The sequence below is a fragment of the Paraburkholderia sp. J8-2 genome, from assembly GCF_905220195.1.
Lineage (GTDB): Bacteria > Pseudomonadota > Gammaproteobacteria > Burkholderiales > Burkholderiaceae > Paraburkholderia.
The window spans coordinates 244,038-268,200 of record NZ_CAJMZA010000003.1 but is presented as its reverse complement, the minus strand read 5'-3'; the positions used below and the strand labels follow the sequence as shown (position 1 = coordinate 268,200).

Here is a 24,163-nt window from a genome sequence, read left to right as displayed (position 1 = left end):
ACCTCGCGGAAAATCAGCCAAGCCCGCCCATCATCAGGTACTTCGTTTCAAGGTACTCATCGAGCCCGTACTTCGAGCCTTCGCGCCCGAGCCCCGACTCCTTCACGCCGCCAAACGGCGCGACTTCCGTCGAGAGAATGCCTTCGTTGATGCCCACCATGCCGCTTTCCAGCGCGCCCGCGACGCGCCACACGCGCCCAATATCGCGCGCATAGAAGTACGCGGAAAGCCCGAACTCCGTATCGTTCGCCGCCTGGATCGCTTCCTCTTCGGTCTCGAAGCGGAACACCGCCGCCACGGGCCCGAACGTCTCCTCATGCGCGAGCATCATGCCGCCGTGCGCGCCCGTAATGACCGTGGGCTCGTAAAACGTGCCGCCCAGCGCATGCGCGCGGCCGCCGCACACAATGGCGCCACCTTTCTCGAGCGCGTCGCTCACGTGCGCCTCGACCTTGCGCAGCGCGGCGCCGTTGATGAGCGGCCCTTGCGTGGCGCCGGGCTCCATGCCGCCCGCCACACGCAGCGCGCGCACCGCCTTCACGAGTTTCTCGACAAACGCGTCGTGCACGCCGGCCTGCACGTAGAAGCGGTTCACGCATACGCAGGTCTGCCCCGTGTTGCGGAATTTCGAGGCCATCGCGCCTTCCACGGCAGCGTCGAGATCGGCGTCGTCGAATACGATAAAAGGCGCATTGCCGCCCAGTTCGAGCGAGACTTTCTTCACCGTATCGGCGGCGGCGCGCATGAGCAGCTTGCCCACGCGCGTCGACCCCGTGAACGAGATCTTGCGCACGGCCTTCGAGGCCATGAGCGTGTCGCCAATGGCCGGTGCATCGCCCGACACGACGTTGAACACACCGCGCGGAATGCCCGCCTCGAGCGCCAGTTCGGCGAGCGCGAACGCCGAAAGCGGCGTCTCCTCCGAAGGCTTGAGCACCATCGTGCAACCCGCAGCGAGCGCGGGGCCAGCCTTGCGCGTGACCATGGCGAGCGGGAAATTCCATGGCGTGATCGCGCCGACCACACCCACGGCCTCCTTCGTCACGACGATGCGCGCGCCCTTCTTCGGCGCGGGAATCACGTCGCCGTAGGCACGGCGCGCTTCCTCCGCGAACCACGTGAGAAAGCTCGCCGCGTAGGCCACTTCACCCAGCGCTTCCGCATAGGGCTTGCCCTGCTCGGCCGTCATGATGCGCGCGAGGTCTTCGCGATGCACCTGCATCAGCTCGCCCCAGCGGCGCACCTTCGCGCTGCGCTCCGCCGCCGTGGCGTCGCGCCACGCGGGGAACGCGTGCGACGCCGCCGCCACGGCCTGCAGCGCTTCGCGCGCACCGGCGCGGGCCACTTGTGCGAGCGGCGCGCCCGTGGCCGGGTCGACGACCGCATAGGTCGCTTCGCTTGCGACCCACTCGCCGTCGATGAAGCTCGACGTGCGCCACAGGCGCGTTTCCTTGAGGCCTTCGATCATGCTGCGATCTCCAGGCGTCGCGCCGCGCGCGGCACACGCGGAATGCGCGCGCTCACGTAGTCGTTGATCACGTCGCACGGCGTATAGTTGCGCTCGAGTTCGTAAAGCTCGTCGGCGCTCAGTTGCGTGTCGAGCGCGGCGAGCGCGCTCTCGAACTGCGCGACGGTGTCCGCGCCCACGAGCATCGACGAAATACCCGCGCGCCCCAGCACCCACGCCTGCGCGATCTGCGCGCTCGACACGCCGCGCGCCGAAGCGACTTCCGCCACCGAACGCGCGATATTGCGTGAGGCTTCGTCGTCGTACATTTGCACGGTGAAGAAGTCGGTCTGGTTGCGCACCGACTTCGCGTCGCCGGAAAGCAGGCCGCGTGCGAGCGGGCTGAACACCGAAACGCCTACGCCCTGGTCCTGGCAGAACGGAATCATCTCGCGCTCTTCTTCGCGATACGCGCAGTTCAGCTGCAACTGCATATTGATTGGTCGTGCGAAGTTATAGCGCTCGCACGCCTGCAGAATCTTGGCGAACTGCCACGTGAACATCGTCGAAACGCCGATATAACGCGCCTTGCCCGCGCGCACGATGTCGTTGAGCGCATCCATGGTTTCCTCGACAGGCGTGTTCACGTCGAAGTAATGCAGCATGTAGATGTCGACGTAGTCGGTTTGCAGCCGGCGCAGCGACCCGTCTATGCCTTCCATGATGTGCTTGCGCGAATGCCCCTGGTTATTCACGCCATTGCCGATCGGATAGCCGACCTTGGTCGTGAGCACGAGTTCGTCGCGCTTCGCGAGGCGCCGCACGATGCGCCCCACCACTTCCTCGCCCACGCCCGTCGAATAAAAGTCCGCGAGGTCGATGAAGTTCACGCCCGCTTCGAGCGCGCGGCGCACGATCGGCTCGCTCTGCTCTTCGTTGTAAATCCACGGCTTCCAGTCGGGCGTGCCCATGTTCATCGTGCCGAGGCACAGGCGCGACACCTTCAGGCCGGAGCGGCCAAGTTGCACGTATTGCATCGTAGTCACCTGTAACGATTTGCGCGGCTCAGGCCGCCTTGGCCTTCGGGGTGTAGAACGGATTGCTGATCTGATCCTTGATCTTCGCAATCTCGTCGAGCTTGGGCAGGCCGTTCATCGCGGCGCGGATGGCTGTTTTGCAGGCCACGTAGTTGTTCTCGTACACGGCGTCGAGGTCGTCGCACGACCAGTTCACCCAGTTCGCCGTGACGACGCACCATTCGTTTTCCGCTTGCGGCGGCAGCGTGCCGTCGAGCATCGCTTCCGTCACGGCCTTCGCAATGGCCGCTTGCGACGCGCCCCACGTGGCGTTGCCGTGCAGGTCGCCGCGAATGTCGGCCTTGTTCACGTAGAGCGTGGCGGGCTTGACCGGCACGTTGGGCTGCGCCACCACCATGAACGGCACGTGGCCTTGCGAAGGCGACGACAAGCTGTTCGTAAACGCCTGCCCCACGGGGCCGTTGCGCGGGCCGATCATGATGTTGATGTGAGCAGCGTTTACGCCTGGTCCAGCGAAACCTTCGCCGATATAGACTTGCAGGTCTTTCATGTTTGACTCCGTCTCCTGTGTCGTGAGTTCGAATTGGCCAGCCGCATTCCAGCACACGCCGCAAGCGCTCAAAAGCTATGAAATCTCATGGGGGCATGACGCGCAGTCATCGCTCGTACCTGAGTCATTCGCGCGCTGAAAGTGGCATGAGATCAGGTAATGCATCGATGACTATTCGTGGCTTTCGCAACCCGAAATGCCACGGCTAGACTCTGGTCGGATCGATTCGAAAAGCACGGCCCATCGTGCCTATAAAACTGGAGACGACATGAGACGTATCACGCTGGCAGGCGTACGTATTGCCGCCGCCCTCGCGCTGACCAGCGCGGCCACGAGCAGCTTTGCCGCCCCCGGCTGGTGCGAGGCAGGCAAAACCGTGAAGCTCGCGCAAATCACCTGGGAAAGCGGCGCACTGATGACCGAAATGGTGCGCACGGTGCTGGAGAAGGGTTACGGCTGCAAGACCGAAGTCGTGCCCGGCGCCACGGCCGCCACCGAAACGGCGCTCACGAAAAACGACCTGCAGGTGTGGGCCGAGCACTGGACGGGCCGCAGCCCCATCGTCGCGCGCGGTTTGCAGGACGGCAGCGTGAAGCTCGTGGGCGAACTGATTCCCGGCGGCGACAAGGAAGGCTGGTACGTCCCCGACTACGTGATCAACGGCGACCCGAAGCGCGGCATCAAGCCCATGGCGCCGCAACTGCGCTCCGTCGCGCAACTGCCGCAGTACAAATCCCTCTTCACCGACGACGAAGAACCCGGCAAGGGCCGCTTCTACAACTGCCCGGCGGGCTGGGACTGCGAGCGCTTCAACAATCGCCTGCTCACGGCCTACAAGCTCGGCGACGACTACACGAACTTCCGCCCCGGCACCGGCGGCGCGCTCGACGCGGCCATCGCCTCCGCCTACGAGCGCGGCAAGCCCATTCTCTTCTACTACTGGCAGCCCGCCGGCCTGATGGCGAAGTACCGCTTCGTGCAACTGGAGAGTGCGCCGTATTCCGACGCCTGCTGGAACACCATCGCCGACCCGAAGGGCACGCCGTGCGCTTCCGCATTCAAGGTGTCGCATCTGAAGGTCGCGGTCTCTACGCCCTTCTACGATGCGCAACCCGACGCGGTGGCGTTCTTCGGCAAGGTCAGCTTGCCGCTCGCGCTCGACGAGCAACTGGTCCAGCAAATGCACGACAAGAAGCTCGACGCCTCCACGGTCGCGCGCACGTTCTTCGAGCAGCATCCGGAAATCTGGAAGCAATGGGTCACGCCGGAAGTCGCGGCGCGCGTGCAGGCTGGCCTGCGCACGTAAGCCACATAAGCCACGAAACCGGCCGCAAGACGGTACGCATCACATGACACACGCAGAATGAGGCTCACTATGGGATCTCCCTTTCTTCACCTCTCGATCGCCGACTGGGTCAACGACCAGGTCGCCGCGTTCGTGCAACGCTACGGCGACGCGTTCCACAACTTCAGCGTGCTCATGCTGCGCGACCTGCTCGTGCCGCTCGAAGGCCTGTTGCGCGCCACGCCGCCCATTGTCGTGCTCGCGGCCGTGGGCCTGCTCGGCTGGCATGCGTCGCGGCGCATCGGCGTGGCGCTGCTGTTCGTCGTCCTGCTCTGGCTGATCGGCTGCTTCGGGCTGTGGGACAAGCTCATGCAGACTTTCGCGCTGATGGTGGTCGCCACGCTCATCTCGGTCATGCTCGGCGTGCCGCTCGGCATTCTCGCGGCTTCGAGCAGCGGGCTGCGCCGCGTGCTGCTGCCGGTGCTCGACGTGATGCAAACGCTGCCGAGCTTCGTGTACCTCATCCCGGTGCTCATGCTGTTCGGCCTCGGCAAGGTGCCCGCCATTCTCGCCACGGTCGTCTACGCGCTGCCGCCGCTCATTCGCTTGACCGATCTCGGCATTCGCCACGTGGATGGGGAAATCGTCGAGGCCGCGCGCGCGTTCGGCACCACGCGCATGCAATTGCTCTTTGGTGTGCAGTTGCCGCTCGCGCGGCCCAGCATCATGGCCGGTATCAACCAGACCACGATGATGGCGCTTTCCATGGTCGTGATCGCCTCGATGATCGGTTCGCGCGGTCTTGGCGAAGACGTGCTCGCGGGCATTCAAACGCTCGATGTGGGCAAGGGCACGCAGGCGGGCGTCGCGATCGTGATTCTCGCGATCGTGATCGACCGCATCAGCCAGGGCTATGGCCAGGGCCGGCGCACACGCGGCCTCGCGCGCAAGCAGAAGCAGCCCTCGCGCATTCCGTTTCGCCGCGTTCGCGAGCAGGAAAGCGACAGCGCGCAAGCAGCCAAGGCCAGCGACCTGGCGAGCCAGCCGGCCAAATAACGAACGCGAAGGCACAAGCGCCGGCACAATGGAAGCGATCCGGCCGGCGCATCCCGCATACGCAATGAGCATGGAATGAGGTAACGATCATGAGCGGCATCGAAGTCAAGAATGTCTACAAGATCTTCGGCACACGCGACGCAAGCCAGCGCGCGCTCGACCTGCTGCGCGGCGGCGCGGGCAAGGCCGAGGTCCTCGAAAAGACGCGCTGCAACGTGGGCCTGAACGACGTGAGCCTGTCGATCGGCTCTGGCCAGATCTTCGTGATCATGGGCCTTTCGGGCTCGGGCAAGTCCACGCTGGTGCGCCACTTCAACCGGCTCATCGAGCCGACCGTGGGCGAGATCCTGATCGACGGCAAGGACGTGCTCAAACTCTCCGACAACGGCCTGCGCAATCTGCGCCGTTACGGCGTGAGCATGGTGTTCCAGAGCTTCGGACTCCTGCCTCACCAGACGGTGCTCAACAATGCCGCGTATGCGCTCGCCACGCGCGGCGAAAAGAAGGCAGCAGCGCAGGCAAGCGCACGCGAATGGCTCGGCAAGGTCGGTCTTTCGGGTTATGCCGACCACTACCCCGACGAGCTTTCTGGCGGCATGCGCCAGCGCGTGGGCCTCGCCCGCGCACTCGCCGCGAACACCGACGTGCTGCTCATGGACGAAGCGTTCTCGGCACTCGATCCGCTCATTCGCACCGAAATGCAGGACCAGCTGCTCGAACTCCAGGCCACGCTCAAGAAAACGATCGTGTTCATCACGCACGATCTCGACGAAGCGCTGCGCATAGGCAACCAGATCGCCATTCTGCGCGACGGCCGCCTGATCCAGTGCGGCACCCCCGACGACATCCTGCACCGCCCCGCCGACGACTACGTGCGGCGCTTCGTCGAGCGCCGCGCCGGGACCACGCACTAAGCCGTAGATGCGGGCGCTCATCGGCCTGCTGGGCGGCTATACGATCCTCGTTTGCGGGAACAGCCTTCTCACGACGCTGATCTCGCTGCGCATGCTGCACGGCGAGCAGACCGCGCTCGCCGTCGGCCTCGTGCAATCGTGCTACTACGTCGGCTTTATCGTCGGCGCGCTGGGGCTCGGCCCGATCGTTGGGCGCATCGGGCCGCAACGCGCCTTCATCGGCTTCGGCGCGCTCGCCGCGCTGGCGGCGCTCGGCTATCTCTCCTTTGATTCCCCTGACGTTTGGGCCGTGCTGCGGCTCATTACCGGCTTCAGCATGGTGGGCGTGTTCACGTCGATCGAAAGCGGCGTGAACGGCGCCGTGCCGAACGAGCGGCGCGGGCGCGCGTTCGCGCTCTATCTCGTGCTCACGTATCTCGGTGTGAGCGCCGGGCAGTTCCTGCTGGGGCTCGGCGCGCCCGGCGGCATTTTCGAGCACGCGCTGGTGAACGGCCTGTTCGTGGTCGCGCTCATTCCCGTGGCGTTGATCGGCGAATGGCAATCGGCCGAAGGCACCCTGCCCGCGGCCGCAGCCAGGCCGCCGGACTCCGCGCTCGCCACGCCCAAGCGCCCCACGCTGCTGCTCGACGGCCTGCGCGAGTTGCATCGCGTCGCGCCGCGCAGCGTGCCGGCCTGCATTGGCGCGGGGCTGCTTTCCAGTGCGTTCTATGCGCTCACGCCGGTGTATCTCGCGCGCATCGGTTATCCGCCTGGCAGTATTTCGCGCGCCATGGGTGTCGTGCTGATCGGCGCACTGCTTTCGCAGTGGCCCGTGGGGCGGCTCTCCGACCGCCTCGGGCGACGCGCCACGCTCGGCCTGATCTCGCTTGTCTCCGCGTGCGCGGCCGCGGCGCTCGCCGTCCTGCGCGCGCCCGCTTTCGTCGATACGCTGCTCTTTCTCTATGTCGCGCTCACCTTCACGCTGTACGGCGTAATCGTCTCCGACGTGAACGACCGGGTCGATCAGTCGCGGCGCGTGCAGACGAGCGCGACGCTGCTGCTCGTCTTCTCGCTCGGCGGCGCGGCCGGTCCTACCGTCGCTTCGTTGTTCATGCGTCTTTTGGGAGCGGGCGGGCTTTACGTGTTCGCGCTCGTCGTCACGCTTGCGCTGGCCGCACTCTCACGCGCGCGGGGCGCCTGATTGGCGGTGCGGGCCGGTATACTGCGTCGTTTGCATGAGGCGTCATTTCGAGATGGCGCCTGGAGCGAGGAGACGACCTTGAAGCGAAAGATGCCGGCGCTGAACGCCCTGAAGGCGTTCGAGGCGGCAGGCACGAGCGGCAGCTTCACCCGCGCCGCCGAGCAGCTGAACGTGACGCAGAGCGCGGTGAGCCGCCAGGTGCGCCAGTTGGAGGAACAGCTTGGCGAGGCGCTGCTCGAGCGCCATCACCACCGGCTCGAACTGACCGATGCCGGGCGCGCGCTGCTGCGCACGCTCCAGCAGTCGTTCGACCGCATCGAGTTGACGGTGCGCACGATCCAGCAGAAAAGCGACCTGAACCGCCTGCGCGTGAATGCGCCGCCCACCTTCGCGAGCCGCTGGCTCGTGCCGCGCCTCACGCGGCTGCGCGCGCGCCATCCCGAACTGGAGCTGAGCCTCACCACGCATCTGCAGGACAGTCTGGCCGATTCCACGGCGCTGGACTGCGCGATCCGCTTTGGCGATGGCGAATGGGAAGGCCTCGACAGCTCGCTGCTGATGCACGAGTCGCACATTGCCGTGTGCTCGCCCGCGCTGCTCGCTCATGGGCCCGTCGACCTCACGCAGCAAACCTTGTTGCACGTGCTCGCGGGCGACAACCAGCGCTATCTCACGTGGCGGCACTGGCTCGACGCCGCGCGTATCGAGGACGTGGACACCTCGGGCGGCTACGAATTCGACCTGCTCGATCACGCGATCCGCGCGGCCATCGAAGGGCTCGGCGTGACGATGGCCGACCGCCACATGATCGAGCACGAGCTGGCCCAAGGCCTGCTCGCGCCCGTGCGCGACATCCACGTGGACGGCCGCCAGTCATACTGGTTCGTCGTGCGGCCCGAACAAAAGGCTTCGAAGCCGCTCAAGCTTTTCCGGCAGTGGCTTCAGGACGAAATCGCCGCCATGCGCTGACGGCCCTGCGCGACGGCCTTCGCGGCAATCGCCTGATCCGCGTCTTCCAGAATCAGATCCGCGCCCTTTTCCGCGACCATCATCGTGGGCGCGTTCGTGTTGCCCGATGTGATATTTGGAAAGATTGATGCATCGACCACGCGCAAGCCTTCGATGCCATGCACGCGCAGGCGCGCGTCCACGACCGCCGTGCGCGGGTCCGGCCCCATCGCGCAGGTGCCGCACAGGTGATAGATCGAGCCGCTTTGCTCGCGGAAGAACTTGAGCATGCTCGCGTCGTCGGTCACTTCGCCTGCGGGCGTCACCTCGGCAACGGTAATGTCCTGCAACGCGCGCGCCGTCATCAGCTTGCGCACGAGGCGGCTGCCTGCAATCGCCTCGTCGCGGTCCTTCTGCGTCGAGAGGTAGTTGCCGCGAATTTTCGGCGCGTCTTCCACGTTCGCCGAAGCGATCTCCACCGAGCCGCGGCTCGTGGGCCGACACGGATTGAAGCAGACGAGAAAGCCCGAGTACGGCTCCGGCGTGAGCTGCGCGCGATTTGACTTAGGAATCCGATACGACAGCGGATTGAAATACAGCTGCATGTTCGGGTGCGCCTCAGCTTCGCTGGTGCGGAAGAAGCCGCCCGACTGGTTCACGCTCATCGAGAACGGTCCCTTGCGCTGGAACACATACTGCAGGCCGAACTTGAGCTTGCCCGCCCAGCTGCTGAACGAGTCGTTGAGCGTCTTCACGCGCGAGCGATAGTAGAAGCTCACACACAGGTGATCCTGCAGGTTCTGCCCCACTGCAGGCAACTCGTGCACCACGTTAATGCCGTGCTTCGCAAGCAGCGCGCGCGGGCCCACGCCCGAAAGCTGCAGCAGCTTCGGCGAATCGACCGCGCCCGCCGCGACGATCACTTCGCGGTTCGCGTGGAACGTGCGCTTTACGCCCTGCTGAACGATCTCCACACCAACGGCGCGTTGCTTGCTCTCGTCGAACAGCACACGCGTGGCGCGCGCATGATGCTCGATCTTCAGGTTCGAGCGGTGCCCCGCGCGATGCAGATACGCCACGCTGCTCGAATCGCGCTTGCCGTCGCGCGTATTCACGTCGTAGATACCCACGCCTTCGAGCCGTGCGCCGTTGAAGTCGTCGTTGCGCTCGTAGCCCAGTTGCGTGCAGCCTTCGACAAACGTGCGGCAGACCGGATGCGCACCGTCCTTCATCGGCGTGATGCGCACCGGGCCGTTCGCGCCGTGCCACGGCGTATCGCCAAGCGGATGCGACTCGAGCTTGCGGAAGTACGGCAGCACTTCCTGGTACGACCAGCCCGCATTGCCCGCAGCGGCCCAGTCATCGTAGTCGCGCGCGGCGCCGCGCACGTAGATCATCGCGTTGATCGCGCCCGAGCCGCCCTGCACCTTGCCGCGCGGCGCGTAGATCTGCCGGTTGGCAAGCTCCGGCTCCGGCTCGCTGTAATACATCCAGTTGTACTGCTTGTTGTAGTACAGCTTGGCGAAGCCGATCGGGATCTTGAACCAGAACGAATCGTCAGGTCCGCCCGCTTCGAGCAGCAGCACCGAATGCCGGCCGGAAGCGGAAAGCCGCTCCGCGAGAATGCAGCCCGCCGAACCGGCGCCGACGATGATGTAGTCGTAGTTCATCTGTGTGCTCCGGCAGATCAGCCGCGTGCAGGCGAGGTGTCGCGCACGTCGGCGGGCTGGCTCGCCATCTGCAAATGCAGACGCTTGCCCGTATAGGGCGAGTGCGCACGCACAACGTCCATGTTGAGTTCGACGCCAAGGCCCGGTGCCTTCGACGGAATGATGTAGCCGTCTTCCCACTGAATGGGCTGCTTGAGCACTTGCGCGTGGAAACCGTCCCACGTGCCAATGCTTTCCTGAATCAGGAAGTTCGGCGTGCAGGCCGCCAGCTGAATGCTCGCCGCCGCGCCGATGGGCCCGTTGTACAGATGCGGCGCGATCTGCGCGTAGTGCACCTCAGCCAGCGTGGCGATCTTCTTCGCTTCGAGCAAGCCGCCCACGCGCGCCACGTTCAATTGCAGGATCGACGCACCGCCCGCCTGCAACAGCTTGTGGAATTCGTATTTCGTGGTGAGGCGCTCGCCCGTGGCAATGGGAATCGACGTGTGCTTCGCGACATTGGCGATGGCCTCTTCCTGCCCCGGCGGCACCGGCTCTTCGAACCACAGCGGGTCGTACTTTTCGAGCCGCTTCGCCAGCCGGATTGCCGAAGAAGGCACCATCTGGCCATGCGTGCCAAACAGCAGGTCGGCCTTGCTGCCAACCGCTTCACGCACCTTGCGGCAGAACGTTTCGCAGCGGTCGAGCACTTCCAGCGAGAGCTGGTGCCCCGAGTAGGCCGTGTACGGACCCGCCGGGTCGAACTTGACCGCGGTGAAGCCACGCTTCACGTTCTCGGCCGCGCATTGTGCAGCGAGGTCCGGGTCGTCGTAATCGTATTCGCCTTTCGCGTTCTTCGGGTACAGGTAGGTGTACGAACGAAGACGCTCGTTCACCATGCCGCCGAGCAGCGCGTGCACGGGCTGGTCCGCCGCCTTGCCGATGATGTCCCAGCACGCCATTTCGAGGCCGCTCACGATGCCCATCATCGTGAGGTCCGGGCGCTGCGTGAAGCCGCTCGAATACGCCTCGCGGAACAGGCGCTCGACACGATGCGGGTCGTGGTCGAGCAGATAGCGCGTGAAGACGTCTTCGATCGCGCGCACCATCACGTCGGGGTGGAACGTGGCGGAGTAGATTTCGCCCACGCCCTCGATGCCGCAATCCGTTTTCAACGTGACGAAGATCCAGTACATGCCGCCGAGATGCGGAGGGGGCACCGCAACGATGTGCGTTTCAATTGCAACGACTTTCATGGTTCAGGCTGTTTCAGGCAGGTTTGGAGTGGGTCATGCGCTTGAGCACGAGCGCAGCGATGCCGCCGAGCGTGCCGATGGCGGCCACATAGGCGAAATAGATCTGGTAGCCGAGCATGCCCGCGTAGTGCTCGGTGATATAGCCGTTCACGAGCGGCAGGAAGATGTCCGACGAATAGCCGATCAGCGAAACGAGACCGATGGCGAGGCCCGTTATGCGCATGGGAATGGCGCAGTAGTCGAGCAGCGTCCAGTAGAGGCCGCGAATCGCATACGTCATGAGCCCGATGAACAGCACGACCGCACCGAGCAACGCCATGTTGCGCAGCGCAGGCAACAGGATCAGGCCGATCAGCCCCGCGACGGCGAGAAACAGCGCCCAGATCAGCACACGCAGATTCGAGAGACGGTCGCCGAGAAAGCCGCCGCCAATGCCGCCGATGGGACGCATCCAGAGTTTCGCGGTGGTGACCATGCCGGCAGCCACGACGCTCATATGCATCTCGCCTTGCTGGAGATACGCGGAGAAGCTGTAGGTCGCCCAGAAGATCTGATAGCCGCAGAACACCACAGCAGCCATGAGCCAGAGTTGCGGAATCGAGGCGAGCGTCGCCAGATCGCGCCAAAGCGAGCCCCTGGCATTCGCTTCGGCCGACTTGCTTTCGGCCTGCGCGGGCGCGGGGTCCTTGAAGAAGCTCATCAACGCGCCAAGGCCGATACACGTGAACGAATACAGATAGATCACGTGGCGCAGGCCCGTTGCTTCACCGCGGCCCGAACCGGTCGCGGCTGCGAAGAGCGCGAGCGCCGCGGTGGCGAGCAGCGCCTCGACGAGCCCGCGTCCACCGTCGAGCAGTCCGAAGAAACGGCCTTGTTCATTCGCCGCTGCGATCATGCGCACGCGCTTGAGCACCGAGGCCCAGAACGTGAGGCCGGTGGTAATGCCCCAGCAGCAAAAGATCACGAGCAGCACATTGAACGAGGGCGCCGTGGAGTACCAAAGGCCCAACGCTCCGGTGCCGATGAGCGAGAAGCAGATCAACAGACGCGGCGCGACGCGGTCGGCGAGCCAGCCGCTTGGCAGATAGCACACGAAGAACACGATGCCGAGCACCGAGTAGAGATAGCCGAGCTGAGCGTTATCGATACGGAAAACGTCGAGCATCGTGGTCTGATAGACCTGACGCAGATACAGCAGCGGGTAGATGCCGCCCGCGGCGAGCACGAGCAGCAGCAATTGCACGTAGCGCTGCGTGGACCCAGACGCGGCGCTCGCAAGCGATGAGGTTTCGGCGCGCGGCGAGCCAGCCGCCGAATTGGGCTTTCCGATGGACTTCTGCAAGATTGTCTCCTGTCGACCGGAGTCAGCGATTTAACGCTTACTCTGGTCCCATGCAAGGCTGACGCCTTCGAGCGGGCGGTTGCCCGCGCGAGGCGCTATTTCTTCATTTGTGGCACCCGTGCAAGGGGCGCCGTTGTTGCAACGATTAATCAGTAACTCGAATGATCAGAACGGCATCACGACAAGGCGTGTTTGCGTGAATTCGAGCATGCCGTGCTTGCCGTCGTCGCCGCCGAGACCCGAGCGCTTCCAGCCAGCGTGATAACCCTGGTAGGGATCGGCAGGCGTGCGGTTCACGTACAGTTCACCGGCTTCGATCTCGTTCGCCACACGCATGGTCGAGCGGTAGCGCTCCGTAAAGAGCACCGACGAAAGGCCGAACTGGTGGTCGTTGGCCATGCGCAACGCGTCGTCGAGCGTCTCGTACGACAGCACCGGCAGCACCGGGCCGAAGATCTCTTCCTGCACGATCTCCATGTCCTGGCGGCAATGCGTGAGCAGCGTGGGTGGGTAGAAATGCCCCTTGCCTTCAGGCACGTAACCGCCCGTTTCGAGCTTCGCGCCTTCCGCCACCGCGCGTTCGACCATCGCGTGGATCGCCGAGCGAGCGCTGGCGCTCACGAGCGGACCCATACGGGTTGCGTCTTCGGCGCGGTCGCCGAAGCGCACGGCGTTCATCTTCTCGCGTAGCAGCGCGACAAAGCGGTCATGCACGCTGGCGTGCACGTACACACGCTCGATCGCCGTGCAAAGCTGGCCGCAATGCGTGGTTTTCGAGCGCACGATGGCCGTTGCGGCCGCTTCGAGATCGGCGTCGTCTTCGATGATCGCGGGTGTCTTGCCGCCCAGCTCCAGCGACGGCTTGGCGATGTTTTCCTTGCAGTAATCGAGCACCTTGCGGCCCGCGCTCACGCTGCCCGTGAGCGTGATCATGCCGACGTCCGCGTGCGTGCAGAGCACGGCCGCCGTGTCGTGGTCCATGGCCAGCACGTTGAAAATGCCCGGCGGCAGTTCTGCTTCCTGCGCTGCGCGCGCCACTTCGAACGCCGAAGACGGCGTGTTGTTGCTCGGCCGCACGACCACCGCGTTGCCCGTGATGAGCGCCGGCGCGATCTTGCGCAGCAGTGTGTACACGGGGAAGTTGAACGGAATCAGGCAGGCGGCCACGCCGATCGGCTCGCGCATGAGAATGAGGTTTTCGTTTGCGCTGTCGCTCGGAATCACCTCGCCTTCGATGCGGCGCGCCCATTGGGCGTGGTAGCGCAGGATTTCGGCGGCGTATTGCGCTTCGGCGGTTGCGTCGGCGACGCTCTTGCCCGACTCGGCGGCCAGCGCCGCGCCGATCTTCGGCGCGCGCGCGACGATCGCGTCCGCAAAACGGTTCAGGATCACGCCCCGTTCGGCGGCGGGCAACTTGCGCCAGCCACGCTGGGCGGCCTTCGCCGCCTCGACCGCACGAATGGCATCGGCGGCGCTCGCCGCGCTCACCTGACCGATCGCGTCGCCGGTTGCGGGGTTATGGACAGCGATGCGCGGCCCTTCGGCGCCGACGAACTGCCCATTGATGAAATTGAGGTCTGATCGCATGGATTGCTGCCGGTTTGGCGTTGCCGCCGCTTCTTGAGAGAGGGCAGTATCCGTGCGGCATCGGGACGCGACAAACGATTAATTGTCGGGCGAAGCATGCGAAAAACGCATGCTCGCCGAAGGCCGCGCGGCAGCCGCGCGCAGCAAAGCGCGTGGCCTTCGCACGCCGTGCTTGTTATAATTCGATCACGCGGACGAAACAAATCTAACGCTCGCCGGAAGGCAGCCCATTCCGGCGCGCAGCACCCACTCCATGGCCAAAACCGACCGGCTGCGCGCCCTTGCCGACGCGCTCGCCAAACACAACGTCATGCATCTGCGCGATGCCGCCAGCGTGCTTGGTGTCTCCGAAATGACCGTGCGGCGCGACATCGCCGCGAATCCCGAGCGTTTCACGTATCTGGGCGGCTATATCGTGAGCGCGCAGGACGTGCCCAACACCGTCGGCTACTCGCTCGAGCACGAAAAGGACCACTTCGCGCAGGCCAAGGCGCAAGCGTCGGCGCACGCGGCACGGCTCATCGCGCAGAACGACACCGTGTTCATCGACTGCGGCACGACGCTCGCGGCGCTCGCGCGCCTGATCCCTTCGCAGTTGCAAATCACGGCGGTGTGTTATTCGCTCAACGTAGCCGAGATTCTGCGGCGCATGCCCAATGTGCGCATGATCTTGCTGGGGGGCGTATATGTGCCGTCGTCGGACTCGTTTTCCGGCGAGGAGAGCCTTGAAACGCTGCGCCGCATGGGCATCAACAAGGCGTTTATTTCAGCGGGGGGTGTGGACGCCGCGCGCGGCGTGACATGCTGGAACTTCCACGAAGTGGCGCTTAAGCAGGCCGCCATGGCCAGCGCCGTGGAAAGCCATCTCGTTGTGGACGCAAGCAAATACGGCGTCGTGAAAGCGTGGCGCTTTTCGCAGATGGACGACTTCAGCTCCATCATCACCGAAAAAGGCCAAACGCTGCGCGCGCACGGCGCTTAAGCGCCGACCGGCCACGAAGGCCGGTCGCTCTGAGTGCCTGCTGGCTTAGCCACGCCGGCGCAGCGCGAACAGCGTGCCCGCCACCAGAATGAACGCGCCGACAATCACCTTCTGCCAGGTGCTCGGCACGCCCACGAGAATGAGCACGTTGTTGATGAGCGTAACGAGCGCGACGCCGAGCAGCGTGCCCACGACCGTGCCGCTGCCGCCCGTAATGCGTGCGCCGCCCAGGATCACCGCCGCGATCACGTCGAGTTCCGAGCCCACGAGGTCGAACGGATTGGCGAGGCGGTTGTTCGAAACGTGCAAAATGCCCGCTACGCCAGCGAGAAACCCGGTATAGCCGAACACGAACAGCCGGATCGCGCGCAGGTTGAAACCGAGCCGCTCCGCAATGGCCGTGCTGCCGCCCATGGCGTACACGCCACGCCCCATCATCGTGCGGTTGAGCAGCCACCACGTGAGAATCGCGCCCGCCACGAGCGCGATCGCGGAAACGGGCAGTACCGCGTTGAGCCCGTCGGCGGTCTTGTACGCAATGAGCGGAATGCGGCCGAAGTGGTCCATGCTGTGCGGAATGTTCATGAAGAACGTCGTGCCCACGAAGGTGAGCAGCAGGCCGCGATAGAGGTATTGCGTACCGATCGTTACGATCAGCGACGGCGCTTGCAGCCGGTGCACGAGCATGCCGTTGATCACGCCGAGCACGATGCCGCCCACCGCGCCCGTGAGCAGAATGAGCGCGAACGGCGCGTCGGGCCACCACGCGAACACGGCCTTCGTGATCGCGTACATCGTGAGCGCGCCGATGGCCGTGAACGACACATCGATGCCGCCCGAAGCCAGCACGACAAGCGTGCCGAGCGCGAACAACGACGTGGTCGTCGCCGAGTGCAGCAGGTCGAACAGCGTCGCCCACTGGAAAAAGCGCGGGTTGATGGAGGCCACGATCACGCAGGTCATGACGATCAGCGTGGCCGTGAACCACTCGGGATTGCGGGCGAGCTTCGCGCGCCAGTTGAGCGGCACGCGCTGGCGCGCGACTTCGACGGTGTTGGACGACGTGCTCATTATCTGATTCATGCTCATGCGGTGTCCGGCAAAACGTTACGCGAGATTCAGGCCGCTTCGGCAAGCAGCGCGCGGTACAGCTCGGCCTCGGTCAGGCCAACGGCGTGGTGCTCTTCGGCGAGGCGGCCTTTACGCATCATCAGCACGCGGTCGCAGTTCTGCAGCAGTTCGGGCAAGTCGTCGCTCACGAGCAGAATGCCGATGCCACGCTGCGAGAGCCGCTGCATGATGCGATAGATGATGTCCTTCGAGCCGACGTCCACGCCCACGGTCGGCCCGTGCAGAATCAGCACGTGCGGGTCGATGGCAAGCCAGCGGCCAATCAACACGCGCTGCTGGTTGCCGCCCGAAAGCGACTGTACGGCCTTTTCCACATCGGGCGTGGCGATCTGCAATTCCTTCACGGTGTTCTCGGCCAATGCGCGCGCACGCGCGCGGTCGATCTGGCCGAAGCGGTCGCGCAGGCTCGCGATCATCGCCGTGATCACGTTGTCACGAATCGGCTTGTCGAGGAAAAGGCCCTCGTTCAGGCGGTCTTCCGGCACATAGCCAATGCGCGCGCGTCGCGCGTCACCGGGCGTGGCAAGCTTGATCGCGCGGCCTTCGAGCACGATCTCGCCCGCGTCGGCCGGCGCAACGCCCGCAAGCGCACGCGCGAGTTCGTTGCGGCCCGAATCGAGCAGGCCCGTCACGCCGAGAATCTCGCCGCGATGCAGCGTGAACGACACGTCGCGAAAGAGGCCCGAGCGGCCAAGGCCGCGAACGTCGAGCAGCACGTCGGCTTCGGCCGCGACGTTGCGGTACCGTTCGGTGGAGAGCGCGCGGCCAGTCATCAGTTCGCTCAACTGCGCCTTGGTGTAATTCGTAATCGGGCCTTGCGTCACTTTCTGGCCATCGCGCAGCACGATCACTTCGCCGCCAATCGCGTAGCACTCGTCGAGCTTGTGGCTCACGAACAGCACGGTCACGCCCTGCGCGCGCAAGTGCGCGAGCACGGCGATCAGGTTGGTGACTTCCTTTTGCGTGAGCGAGGTCGTGGGCTCGTCCATGATGACGAACTTCGCTTCGCTCGCAATGGCGCGCGCGATCGCCACGAGCTGGCGTGTGGCGAGCGGCAGTTGCTCGATCAGCGTCGCCTGAAAGTCGGCGTCGCCTGGCAGCCCCACGGCCTTCAGCGCGCGCTCGGCCGTGCGGGCGAGTTCGCGGCGGTCGAACGTGCGAGCAAGGCGCCCCGCATGTTCCGCGAGTTCGGTCGTGAGCCCCACATTCTCCGCCACGCTCATGTTGGGCAGCAGCGAAAGATCCTGATAGACGGTCTCGATGCCCGCCGCAAGCGATTCGAGCGGCGAGAGCCGCGCATGGCGCGCGCCGTCGATCACGAGTTCGCCTTCGTCGGGCGGTTGCGCACCGGAGATGATCTTGATGAGCGTGCTCTTGCCGCACCCGTTCTCGCCGAGCAGGTGATAGATCTGCCCGCGCTCGAACGCGAGCGTGACGCCTCGCAAGGCGTGCACGCCCGTAAAGCGCTTGTGCACGCCGAGCACCTGCAATAACGGTTCTGAAGCCATGTCGTCTCTTCGTGACGTTACGACCAGGCGCGCGCTTGGGCCTCACGACCGTTGCGCGCGCCACCTTCTGCCGATCAGAAGTTGTATTGCTTGTAGTTCGACTTGTCGACGCTCACCCAACCCTGGCCGCGCACGATGATGCCCTTGCCCGGACCCTTCGACACCGTGACCTTCTCGTAGCCCGGCAAGCCGAGATTCGCGCCGTTTTCGACCGTCTTGCCGTCGATCAGCATCATCGCGATCTTGTTCATCGCCATGCCCGCCAGCTTCGGATCCCAGAACGCAATACCGTTGATCGCGCCGCTTTCGAGGTACTTGCCGGCTTCGGTCGGCAGGCCCGTGCCATACACGCAGATCTTGCCCTGCAGGCCCGCTTCCTCGACCGCGCGGCCAATGCCGATCACGTCGAGCGACGACGAGCCCTGGAAGCCCTTGATGTCCGGATGCTTGCGCAGCACTTCCTTGGCCACTTCATAGGCGTGCTCGCCGTCGTTGTTGGTCTCGAGGTTCGTTTCGACGAGCTGCATCTTCGGGAACTTCTTCTTCGCGTTGTCGATGCCGCCGTCGGCCCACTGCACCTGCGAGCGGCTGCCGAGCGATCCGACCATCGTCGCCCACTTGCCGTCGTTGTGCATGCACGAGGCGAGGCGGTCGTTGAGCGCGGCGCCGTAGGCGGAGTTGTCGAACGCCTCGACGTCGACCATGGTGTTCTTCTCGTTGTCGGCCTCATGCGTAACCACCTTGATGCCGCGGTCCATCGCCTTCTTGAGCGCCGGCTCGAGCGTGGGCGGATCGTACGGCACGACGGCGATCGCGCTCACTTTCTTCGCGATCAGGTCGTCGATGATCTTAAGCTGCTGCGCGGCGTCCGCGCGGCCCGGCCCCGTCTGGTAGACCGAAACCTTCGGGTTGTCCTTGCCGAACTCCTTGATGCCGTCGTCCATGCGGTTGAACCAGCTGATGCCGGTCACCTTCACCACCGTGACGATGGTCGGGTTTTCCGCCGCATACGCCACGGCCGCCATGCCAGCGGCAAGTGCACATGCTGTGATTGCCACGCTGAGTCGCTTGATCTTCATGTCATGTCTCCGTTTCTTTTGTGTCGATCCGCAGTTTGTGCGTCGGCACTTACTGCGGTCCCATGCAACGCAAGCTCTCGCCCCGAATTAGATGGCGGCGGACCTCCGAGGCTCGAGGCCCGCCTGTTGCACGGTTCAGCCGGTCAGCCCGAGGTCCGCCCTTTGCCCGCAGACGGGGAGCCCCCGAAACCGAAAATCGCGCGTACCCGCTCACCGCCCGCAAAGGCGAGCGAAAGCAACAGCAGGAAGCCCCAGGCGCAGTCGCCGAAAAACTGCGAAACGCCCATCAAATTGAAGAGGCTCGAAAGGAATTGCAGCACCGTCGCGGCAAAAAACACGCAGATGATGCGTCCATAGCCGCCCGCCGGATTTACGCCGCCCATCACCGCGATGAGAATGGCGATCAGCAGATAGGAATTGCCGTAGTCCCATTTCGCGCTGAGCGTGTGCGAAACGCTCACGAGCCCCGCAAGCGAAGCGAGCACGCCGCACATCGCATAGGTCATGATCAGCATGCGCGCACGCGGAATACCTGCATAGAACGCCGCGCGCTGGTTCGTGCCCATGAGGTAGAGGCGCAGCCCGAACGGCGTGCGCCTGAGCAGCCAGCCCAGCAGCACGACCACGGCCACGAATAGCAGGAATGAGATCGGCACCTGGAAGAACGTGCCGTTGCTGATGTCGGCCAGCGGTTCGACATAATCCACGTGCACCGAGGCGCCGTTGGAAAGCGCCACCGCGAAGCCCGTGAAAAGCAGTTGCGTGCCGAGCGTGCAGAGAATGGGCGTGAGCCCGAGGCGCGCGATCACCACGCCGTTGAGCAGGCCGCCAATGAGCCCCATGCACAGGACGATTACGCAAAAGAGCGTCGTATACAGCACGGGTGAGTCGTCGCCGCTCACGAGGCGCGGCACCACCAGCGAGGCGATCATGCCCGAAAGATTCGCGAGGCCCACACCGGAAAGGTCGATGCCGCCGTTGCCCGAAAGCATGGAGAGCATGATGCCGAGCGCGAGCAGCGCGACTTCGGGCAGTTGCGCGCCCATCGACTGCAGGTTGTCGATGCCGACGAACTGCCCGCGCGATACCCAGACCGCGACCAGCACGACCAGCAGGTTCACCGCCAGCAGGAAGTTCAACTGCCGGTCGCCGAACCATTTGGCAAAGAGTGCAGACTTCATGGACCTCATCCTTTGCGGTGTGTTGTCACCTGGCAATGCTTAACGTGCTGCGCTCAATGCGCGTCGGCGCTCGCCGTGCGCGCAAGCATCGCGTCGACTTCTTCCTTTCGCGGCATGGAAGGCGCGGTGCCCGCGCGCGTGACGGAAATGCCCGCCAGCGCACAGCCAAAGCGCGTGGCCGTGAGCGCGTCGTCGCCGCGTGCGAGCGCCGCTGCGAAGCCGCCCGTGAAGCCATCGCCCGCGCCCGCCGTTTCCACGACCGGGCCGCAATTGAACGCGGGCAGCAAGACCGAGTCATCGCGCGTATGCAACAGCGCACCGGCTTCGCCCAGCGTCACGATGACCGCGCCCGCGCCCTTGGCGAGCAGCACGTCGGCGGCGCGGCGCGCGTCGTCGGCGTTGCGGATTTCGATGCCGGTGAGCGCCTGCGCCTCAGTCTCGTTCGGCGTGACGTAGTCGCACAGCGGGAAGATGTCGTCGGGCAGCGCCATGGCGGGCGCCGGATTGAACACGGTCTTCACGCCATGCCGGCGCGCGAGTTCGAGGCCGCGCCGCGCCGCCGCGAGCGGCTGTTCGAGCTGCGTGACGAATACCTGGGAGGCCGCAATATCGGCTTCGATTGCTTCGGCGTCGCCGGGCTCCATCGTGGCCGCCGCGCCCGCCGCGACGATGATCGCGTTCATGCCGGTCGTGTCGTCCACGAAGATGTGCGCCGCGCCCGTGGCCAGGCCGTCCACGGCCCGGGTGCGCGCCGTGATGCCTTCGGCCGCCCATGTCGCCCGCGCGATATCGCCGAACGCGTCGTTGCCCACGCGCGTGCAGAACACCACCTGCGCGCCCGCGCGGGCGGCCGCCACCGCCTGATTCGAGCCCTTGCCGCCGGGCCCCATCGCGAATGCCGAGCCGGCGAGCGTCTCGCCGATCATCGGCATGCGGCTCGCACGGAACGCGAGGTCGGTCACATAGATGCCGAGGATGACGACGCGTCCGCTCATTGGCCTGGCTCCTTCGCACGCGGCGCGTCGGGCGCAAGCAGCACGCCTTTGGTGAACACGAAGCAGCCGTAGCCACGCGTTTCCCCCGTGGCGATCACGCAGTAGGCCTTGCGGGCGCGCGCGTAGAACGCATGACGCTCGATGGGCGCGAACGGCACGGAGCGGCCTTCCGCGGCATCGACTTCGGCCTGTGCTTCGTGCTGCACCGTGGGGATCGTGTTGGGCTCGCCCACCACTTCCATGCGCATGGCCGGGGATTCGACAAAGGTGTCGAGCGGCAGCACGGAGAGAATTGCGCGCACGGCGCGAGGCGCATCGGCGCCGTCGATGCGCAGCAGCTTGCCGAGCACCGTTGCGCGTGCAACCGAGTCGGCGGGAAAGTTGGCGTCGCAAACGACGAGTTCGTCGCCGTGACCCATTGCGCGCAGCGCCTGGAGGACATCGGCATTCAGAAGCGGGTCGAGATTCTTCAGCATTTTTTGTCTCCTGTCGACGGCACTTAGCGCTTTAGCGCTTAGTGCCGTCCCATGCAAAGCTGTCGACCGGAGTTAGTGCTTCAGCACTTACTCCGGTCCCATGCAAAGCTGTCGGCAGCACTTGGCGCTTCAGCGCTTAGTGATGCCCTTTGGCGTTCTCTTCTTCGAAACGCTCAGTCGCCGTACGGTATCCAGATGTTCTTCACCTGCACGGCCTGGCGCAGGAACGGCAATCCTGCGCTCGTCCGGTCGAACCAGTCAACCTCGCGGCCATGATCGACGAAGGTGCGCTTCAGGTTGCCGACCGATTCGCGCTCCACAAGGGACGAATCGGCCGCCGTGCCGAAGCACCAGAGCGCGTCCACGTCGTCGTGCTTCGCCAGCGCCGGCAGCAGCGCAGCACGCTCGCCGGTCAGAATGTTGAGCGCACCCGCGGGCACATCCGAAGTCTCCACGACCTGATAAAAATCCGTTGCCGCCAGCGGGCATGCCTCGCTCGCCAGCGCCACCACGCGGTTGCCCATTGCGAGCGCCGGCGCGATGAGCGAAACGAAGCCAAGCAGCGGCGCTTCGTCGGGGCAGGCGATGCCGACCACGCCTAGCGCCTCGTGCATCGCGAGCGCAACGCCGCGCAACGGCGGCGTATGCACCGCGCCATCGAACTTGTCGGCCCACGCCGCGTAGCTGAATAGCCGGTCGATGGCCATTTCCACTTCACGCTCGGCCGCGCGCGCGTCATGTCCCGCGCGGCGCGAAAGTTGCCGCGCGAATTCTTCGGCGCGCGCGCTCAGATTTTCCGCGAGGTAGTAGAGCACCTGGGCGCGAGCGTGCGTACTCATCTGCGTCCATTTGCTCGCACCACGCGCGGCGGCAACGGCGTCGCGCACGTCCTTGCGGCTACCCGCGCCAACTTCGCCCACCCACTCGCCATTGGGCGTGTACACGGCGTGCGAATAACCGCTATCGGGCCGCACCTGCTTGCCGCCGATGAAAAGCTTCGCAGTGCGATCGAGACCTGTGCCCGCATGCGCAAAGTCTTGTGCGGGCGAGCGCGCCTTGCGTTGCGCGCGCATCGGCAGCGTGCTCCAGGCTGCGGGCTTCAGATATTCGAACACGCCTTCGCGGCCGCCTTCGCGCCCGAAGCCCGATTCGCGGTAGCCGCCAAAGCCCACGCTCGCGTCGAAGAGGTTTGTCGCGTTGATCCACACCACGCCGCATTGCAGGCGCGGCGCGATGTCGAGCGCGCGACCGATGGTTTCGCTCCACACGCTCGCGGCGAGTCCGTAGCGCGAATTGTTCGCGAGCGCCACGGCCTCTTCCGGCGTGCGAAAGCTCATAGCCGCGAGCACCGGCCCGAAGATTTCTTCCTGCGCGAGCGTCGACGCCGGTCCCACGCCCGTAACCAGCGTGGGCGGATAGAAACAGCCGCCCAACGGCAGCTCGACTTCGCGCGGCTGCCACACGTTGCAGCCTTCGCGCCGCCCGGCTTCCACGAGCGACTCGATGCGTTCGAGCTGCACCGGATCGACGATCGCGCCAATGTCGATGCCCTTGTCGAGCGAGGGCCCCACGCGCAGCGTCGCCATGCGGCGCTTGAGCTTTTCGATAAAGCGCGCTTCCACGCCTTCCTGCACGAGCAGGCGCGAACCCGCGCAGCACACCTGGCCCTGGTTGAACCAGATGGCGTCCACCACGCCTTCCACCGCGCCGTCGAGGTCGGCGTCGTCGAAGACGATGAACGGCGACTTGCCGCCCAGTTCGAGCGTGAGCGACTTGCCCGTGCCGGCCGTGGCGGTGCGGATGAGGCGGCCCACTTCGGTCGAACCGGTAAACGCGATCTTGTCGACGCCCGGATGCTCAACGAGCGCCGCGCCCGTACTGCCGTCGCCCGTCACCACGTTGAGCACGCCCTTGGGCAGCCCCGCGCGATGCGCCAGTTCGGCGAACAGGAGCGCGGTGAGCGGCGTGTATTCGGCCGGCTTGAGCACCACGCAGTTGCCGAGCGCGATAGCGGGCGCCACTTTCCACGCGAGCATCAGCAGCGGGAAGTTCCACGGCACGATCTGGCCGATCACGCCAAGCGGCGACCAGCCGGCCAGTTCGTTCTCCTGAAGCTGCGCCCAGCCCGCGTGATGGAGGAAATGGCGCGCCACGAGCGGAATGTCAATATCGCGCGCCTCGCGAATCGGCTTGCCGTTGTCGAGCGCTTCGAGCACGGCAAAGAGGCGGCTGTGCCGCTGCACCATGCGCGAAAGCGCGTAAAGATGACGCGCCCGCGCCGCGCCGCCCATGGCGTACCACTCGGGCTGCGCCGCGCGCGCTGCCGCCACGGCCGCCGCCACATCGGCCGCGCCGCCTTGCGCCACGGCGGCGAGCGCCTCGCCGGTGGCCGGCGCGCGCACTTCGAAGCGCGCACCGTCGCCACTTTCGCGCCATGCGCCGTCAATGAAATGCCCGAACGTGGCCTCGTGCTGCGCAAGCCACGCGCGCACGGGCTGATCGTCCTCGGGGGCGGGACCGTAATCCATCGTTCGGAAGTACTCGGCTACGCTCATCGGTA

The 24,163-nt window shown here is 65.2% G+C and carries 20 protein-coding genes; 6 read left to right on the top strand and 14 right to left on the bottom strand.

The window, feature by feature from the left end:
* Positions 1-13: 13 nt before the first annotated feature.
* The 3 genes from U5A52_RS10040 to fae are packed head-to-tail and all read right to left on the bottom strand — an operon-like array spanning position 14 to position 3,034.
* Entirely contained in the window at positions 14-1,468 is a 1,455-nt protein-coding gene (locus tag U5A52_RS10040) for an NAD-dependent succinate-semialdehyde dehydrogenase (protein WP_321908073.1), read from the bottom strand.
* Entirely contained in the window at positions 1,465-2,484 is a 1,020-nt protein-coding gene (locus U5A52_RS10035) for an aldo/keto reductase (RefSeq protein ID WP_321908075.1), read from the bottom strand. The genes U5A52_RS10040 and U5A52_RS10035 overlap by 4 nt, the downstream gene beginning before the upstream one ends.
* Before the next feature lie 28 nt (positions 2,485-2,512).
* Positions 2,513-3,034 (bottom strand): formaldehyde-activating enzyme, encoded by a 522-nt coding sequence (gene fae, locus U5A52_RS10030; RefSeq protein WP_321934659.1) that lies wholly within the window; start codon positions 3,032-3,034, stop codon positions 2,513-2,515.
* Positions 3,035-3,302: 268 nt separating this feature from the next.
* Between fae and U5A52_RS10025 the strand changes: the two genes are divergently transcribed.
* From U5A52_RS10025 to U5A52_RS10005, 5 genes are all read left to right on the top strand, one after another.
* Positions 3,303-4,340 (top strand): ABC transporter substrate-binding protein, encoded by a 1,038-nt coding sequence (locus tag U5A52_RS10025; RefSeq protein WP_321908078.1) that lies wholly within the window; start codon positions 3,303-3,305, stop codon positions 4,338-4,340.
* A 69-nt stretch (positions 4,341-4,409) separates the two neighbouring features.
* Positions 4,410-5,375, top strand: coding sequence for a proline/glycine betaine ABC transporter permease (locus U5A52_RS10020; RefSeq protein WP_321908080.1), 966 nt, complete (start codon positions 4,410-4,412; stop codon positions 5,373-5,375).
* An 89-nt stretch (positions 5,376-5,464) separates the two neighbouring features.
* Positions 5,465-6,289: a betaine/proline/choline family ABC transporter ATP-binding protein gene (locus U5A52_RS10015; protein WP_321908082.1), complete on the top strand. Its 825-nt coding sequence runs from the start codon at positions 5,465-5,467 to the stop codon at positions 6,287-6,289.
* A gap of 7 nt (positions 6,290-6,296) precedes the next feature.
* A complete protein-coding gene (locus U5A52_RS10010; protein ID WP_321934658.1) occupies positions 6,297-7,469 on the top strand; it encodes an MFS transporter in 1,173 nt (390 codons plus the stop codon).
* 90 nt (positions 7,470-7,559) lie between these two features.
* Complete coding sequence (locus U5A52_RS10005; RefSeq protein WP_321908574.1) at positions 7,560-8,438, top strand: LysR substrate-binding domain-containing protein; 879 nt, start codon at positions 7,560-7,562, stop codon at positions 8,436-8,438.
* Here the strand turns inward: U5A52_RS10005 and U5A52_RS10000 are convergent.
* The 4 genes from U5A52_RS10000 to aldA form a co-directional block, all read right to left on the bottom strand.
* Positions 8,411-10,087, bottom strand: a complete 1,677-nt coding sequence (locus U5A52_RS10000) for a choline dehydrogenase (protein WP_321934657.1) — start codon at positions 10,085-10,087, stop codon at positions 8,411-8,413. The two genes, U5A52_RS10005 and U5A52_RS10000, sit on opposite strands and share 28 nt — an antisense overlap.
* Positions 10,088-10,104: 17 nt before the next feature.
* Complete coding sequence (locus tag U5A52_RS09995) at positions 10,105-11,322, bottom strand: mandelate racemase/muconate lactonizing enzyme family protein (protein ID WP_321908088.1); 1,218 nt, start codon at positions 11,320-11,322, stop codon at positions 10,105-10,107.
* A gap of 13 nt (positions 11,323-11,335) precedes the next feature.
* Complete coding sequence (locus U5A52_RS09990; protein WP_415773770.1) at positions 11,336-12,667, bottom strand: MFS transporter; 1,332 nt, start codon at positions 12,665-12,667, stop codon at positions 11,336-11,338.
* 162 nt (positions 12,668-12,829) lie between these two features.
* Positions 12,830-14,251 (bottom strand): aldehyde dehydrogenase, encoded by a 1,422-nt coding sequence (gene aldA, locus U5A52_RS09985; protein WP_321934656.1) that lies wholly within the window; start codon positions 14,249-14,251, stop codon positions 12,830-12,832.
* Positions 14,252-14,504: 253 nt separating this feature from the next.
* Here aldA and U5A52_RS09980 point away from each other — a divergent pair, with 253 nt between their 5' ends.
* The gene (locus tag U5A52_RS09980) at positions 14,505-15,233 is read left to right on the top strand and encodes a DeoR/GlpR family DNA-binding transcription regulator (protein ID WP_321908092.1); all 729 of its coding nucleotides are present in this window, start codon (positions 14,505-14,507) and stop codon (positions 15,231-15,233) included.
* 45 nt (positions 15,234-15,278) lie between these two features.
* Here U5A52_RS09980 and U5A52_RS09975 read toward each other — a convergent pair whose 3' ends face one another.
* The 7 genes from U5A52_RS09975 to U5A52_RS09945 all read right to left on the bottom strand — a co-directional run bounded on the left by U5A52_RS09975 (position 15,279) and on the right by U5A52_RS09945 (position 24,158).
* Entirely contained in the window at positions 15,279-16,316 is a 1,038-nt protein-coding gene (locus U5A52_RS09975; protein WP_321934655.1) for an ABC transporter permease, read from the bottom strand.
* 35 nt (positions 16,317-16,351) lie between these two features.
* Positions 16,352-17,872, bottom strand: a complete 1,521-nt coding sequence (locus U5A52_RS09970) for a sugar ABC transporter ATP-binding protein (RefSeq protein ID WP_321934654.1) — start codon at positions 17,870-17,872, stop codon at positions 16,352-16,354.
* A 74-nt stretch (positions 17,873-17,946) separates the two neighbouring features.
* Positions 17,947-18,951 (bottom strand): autoinducer 2 ABC transporter substrate-binding protein, encoded by a 1,005-nt coding sequence (locus U5A52_RS09965; RefSeq protein ID WP_321908099.1) that lies wholly within the window; start codon positions 18,949-18,951, stop codon positions 17,947-17,949.
* A 143-nt stretch (positions 18,952-19,094) separates the two neighbouring features.
* Positions 19,095-20,132, bottom strand: a complete 1,038-nt coding sequence (locus tag U5A52_RS09960) for an ABC transporter permease (RefSeq protein WP_321934653.1) — start codon at positions 20,130-20,132, stop codon at positions 19,095-19,097.
* A gap of 53 nt (positions 20,133-20,185) precedes the next feature.
* Positions 20,186-21,127: a ribokinase gene (gene rbsK, locus U5A52_RS09955; RefSeq protein ID WP_321934652.1), complete on the bottom strand. Its 942-nt coding sequence runs from the start codon at positions 21,125-21,127 to the stop codon at positions 20,186-20,188.
* The gene (locus U5A52_RS09950; RefSeq protein ID WP_321908105.1) at positions 21,124-21,603 is read right to left on the bottom strand and encodes an RbsD/FucU family protein; all 480 of its coding nucleotides are present in this window, start codon (positions 21,601-21,603) and stop codon (positions 21,124-21,126) included. The genes rbsK and U5A52_RS09950 overlap by 4 nt, the downstream gene beginning before the upstream one ends.
* Before the next feature lie 173 nt (positions 21,604-21,776).
* A complete protein-coding gene (locus U5A52_RS09945) occupies positions 21,777-24,158 on the bottom strand; it encodes an aldehyde dehydrogenase family protein (protein WP_321934651.1) in 2,382 nt (793 codons plus the stop codon).
* Positions 24,159-24,163: the final 5 nt, after the last annotated feature.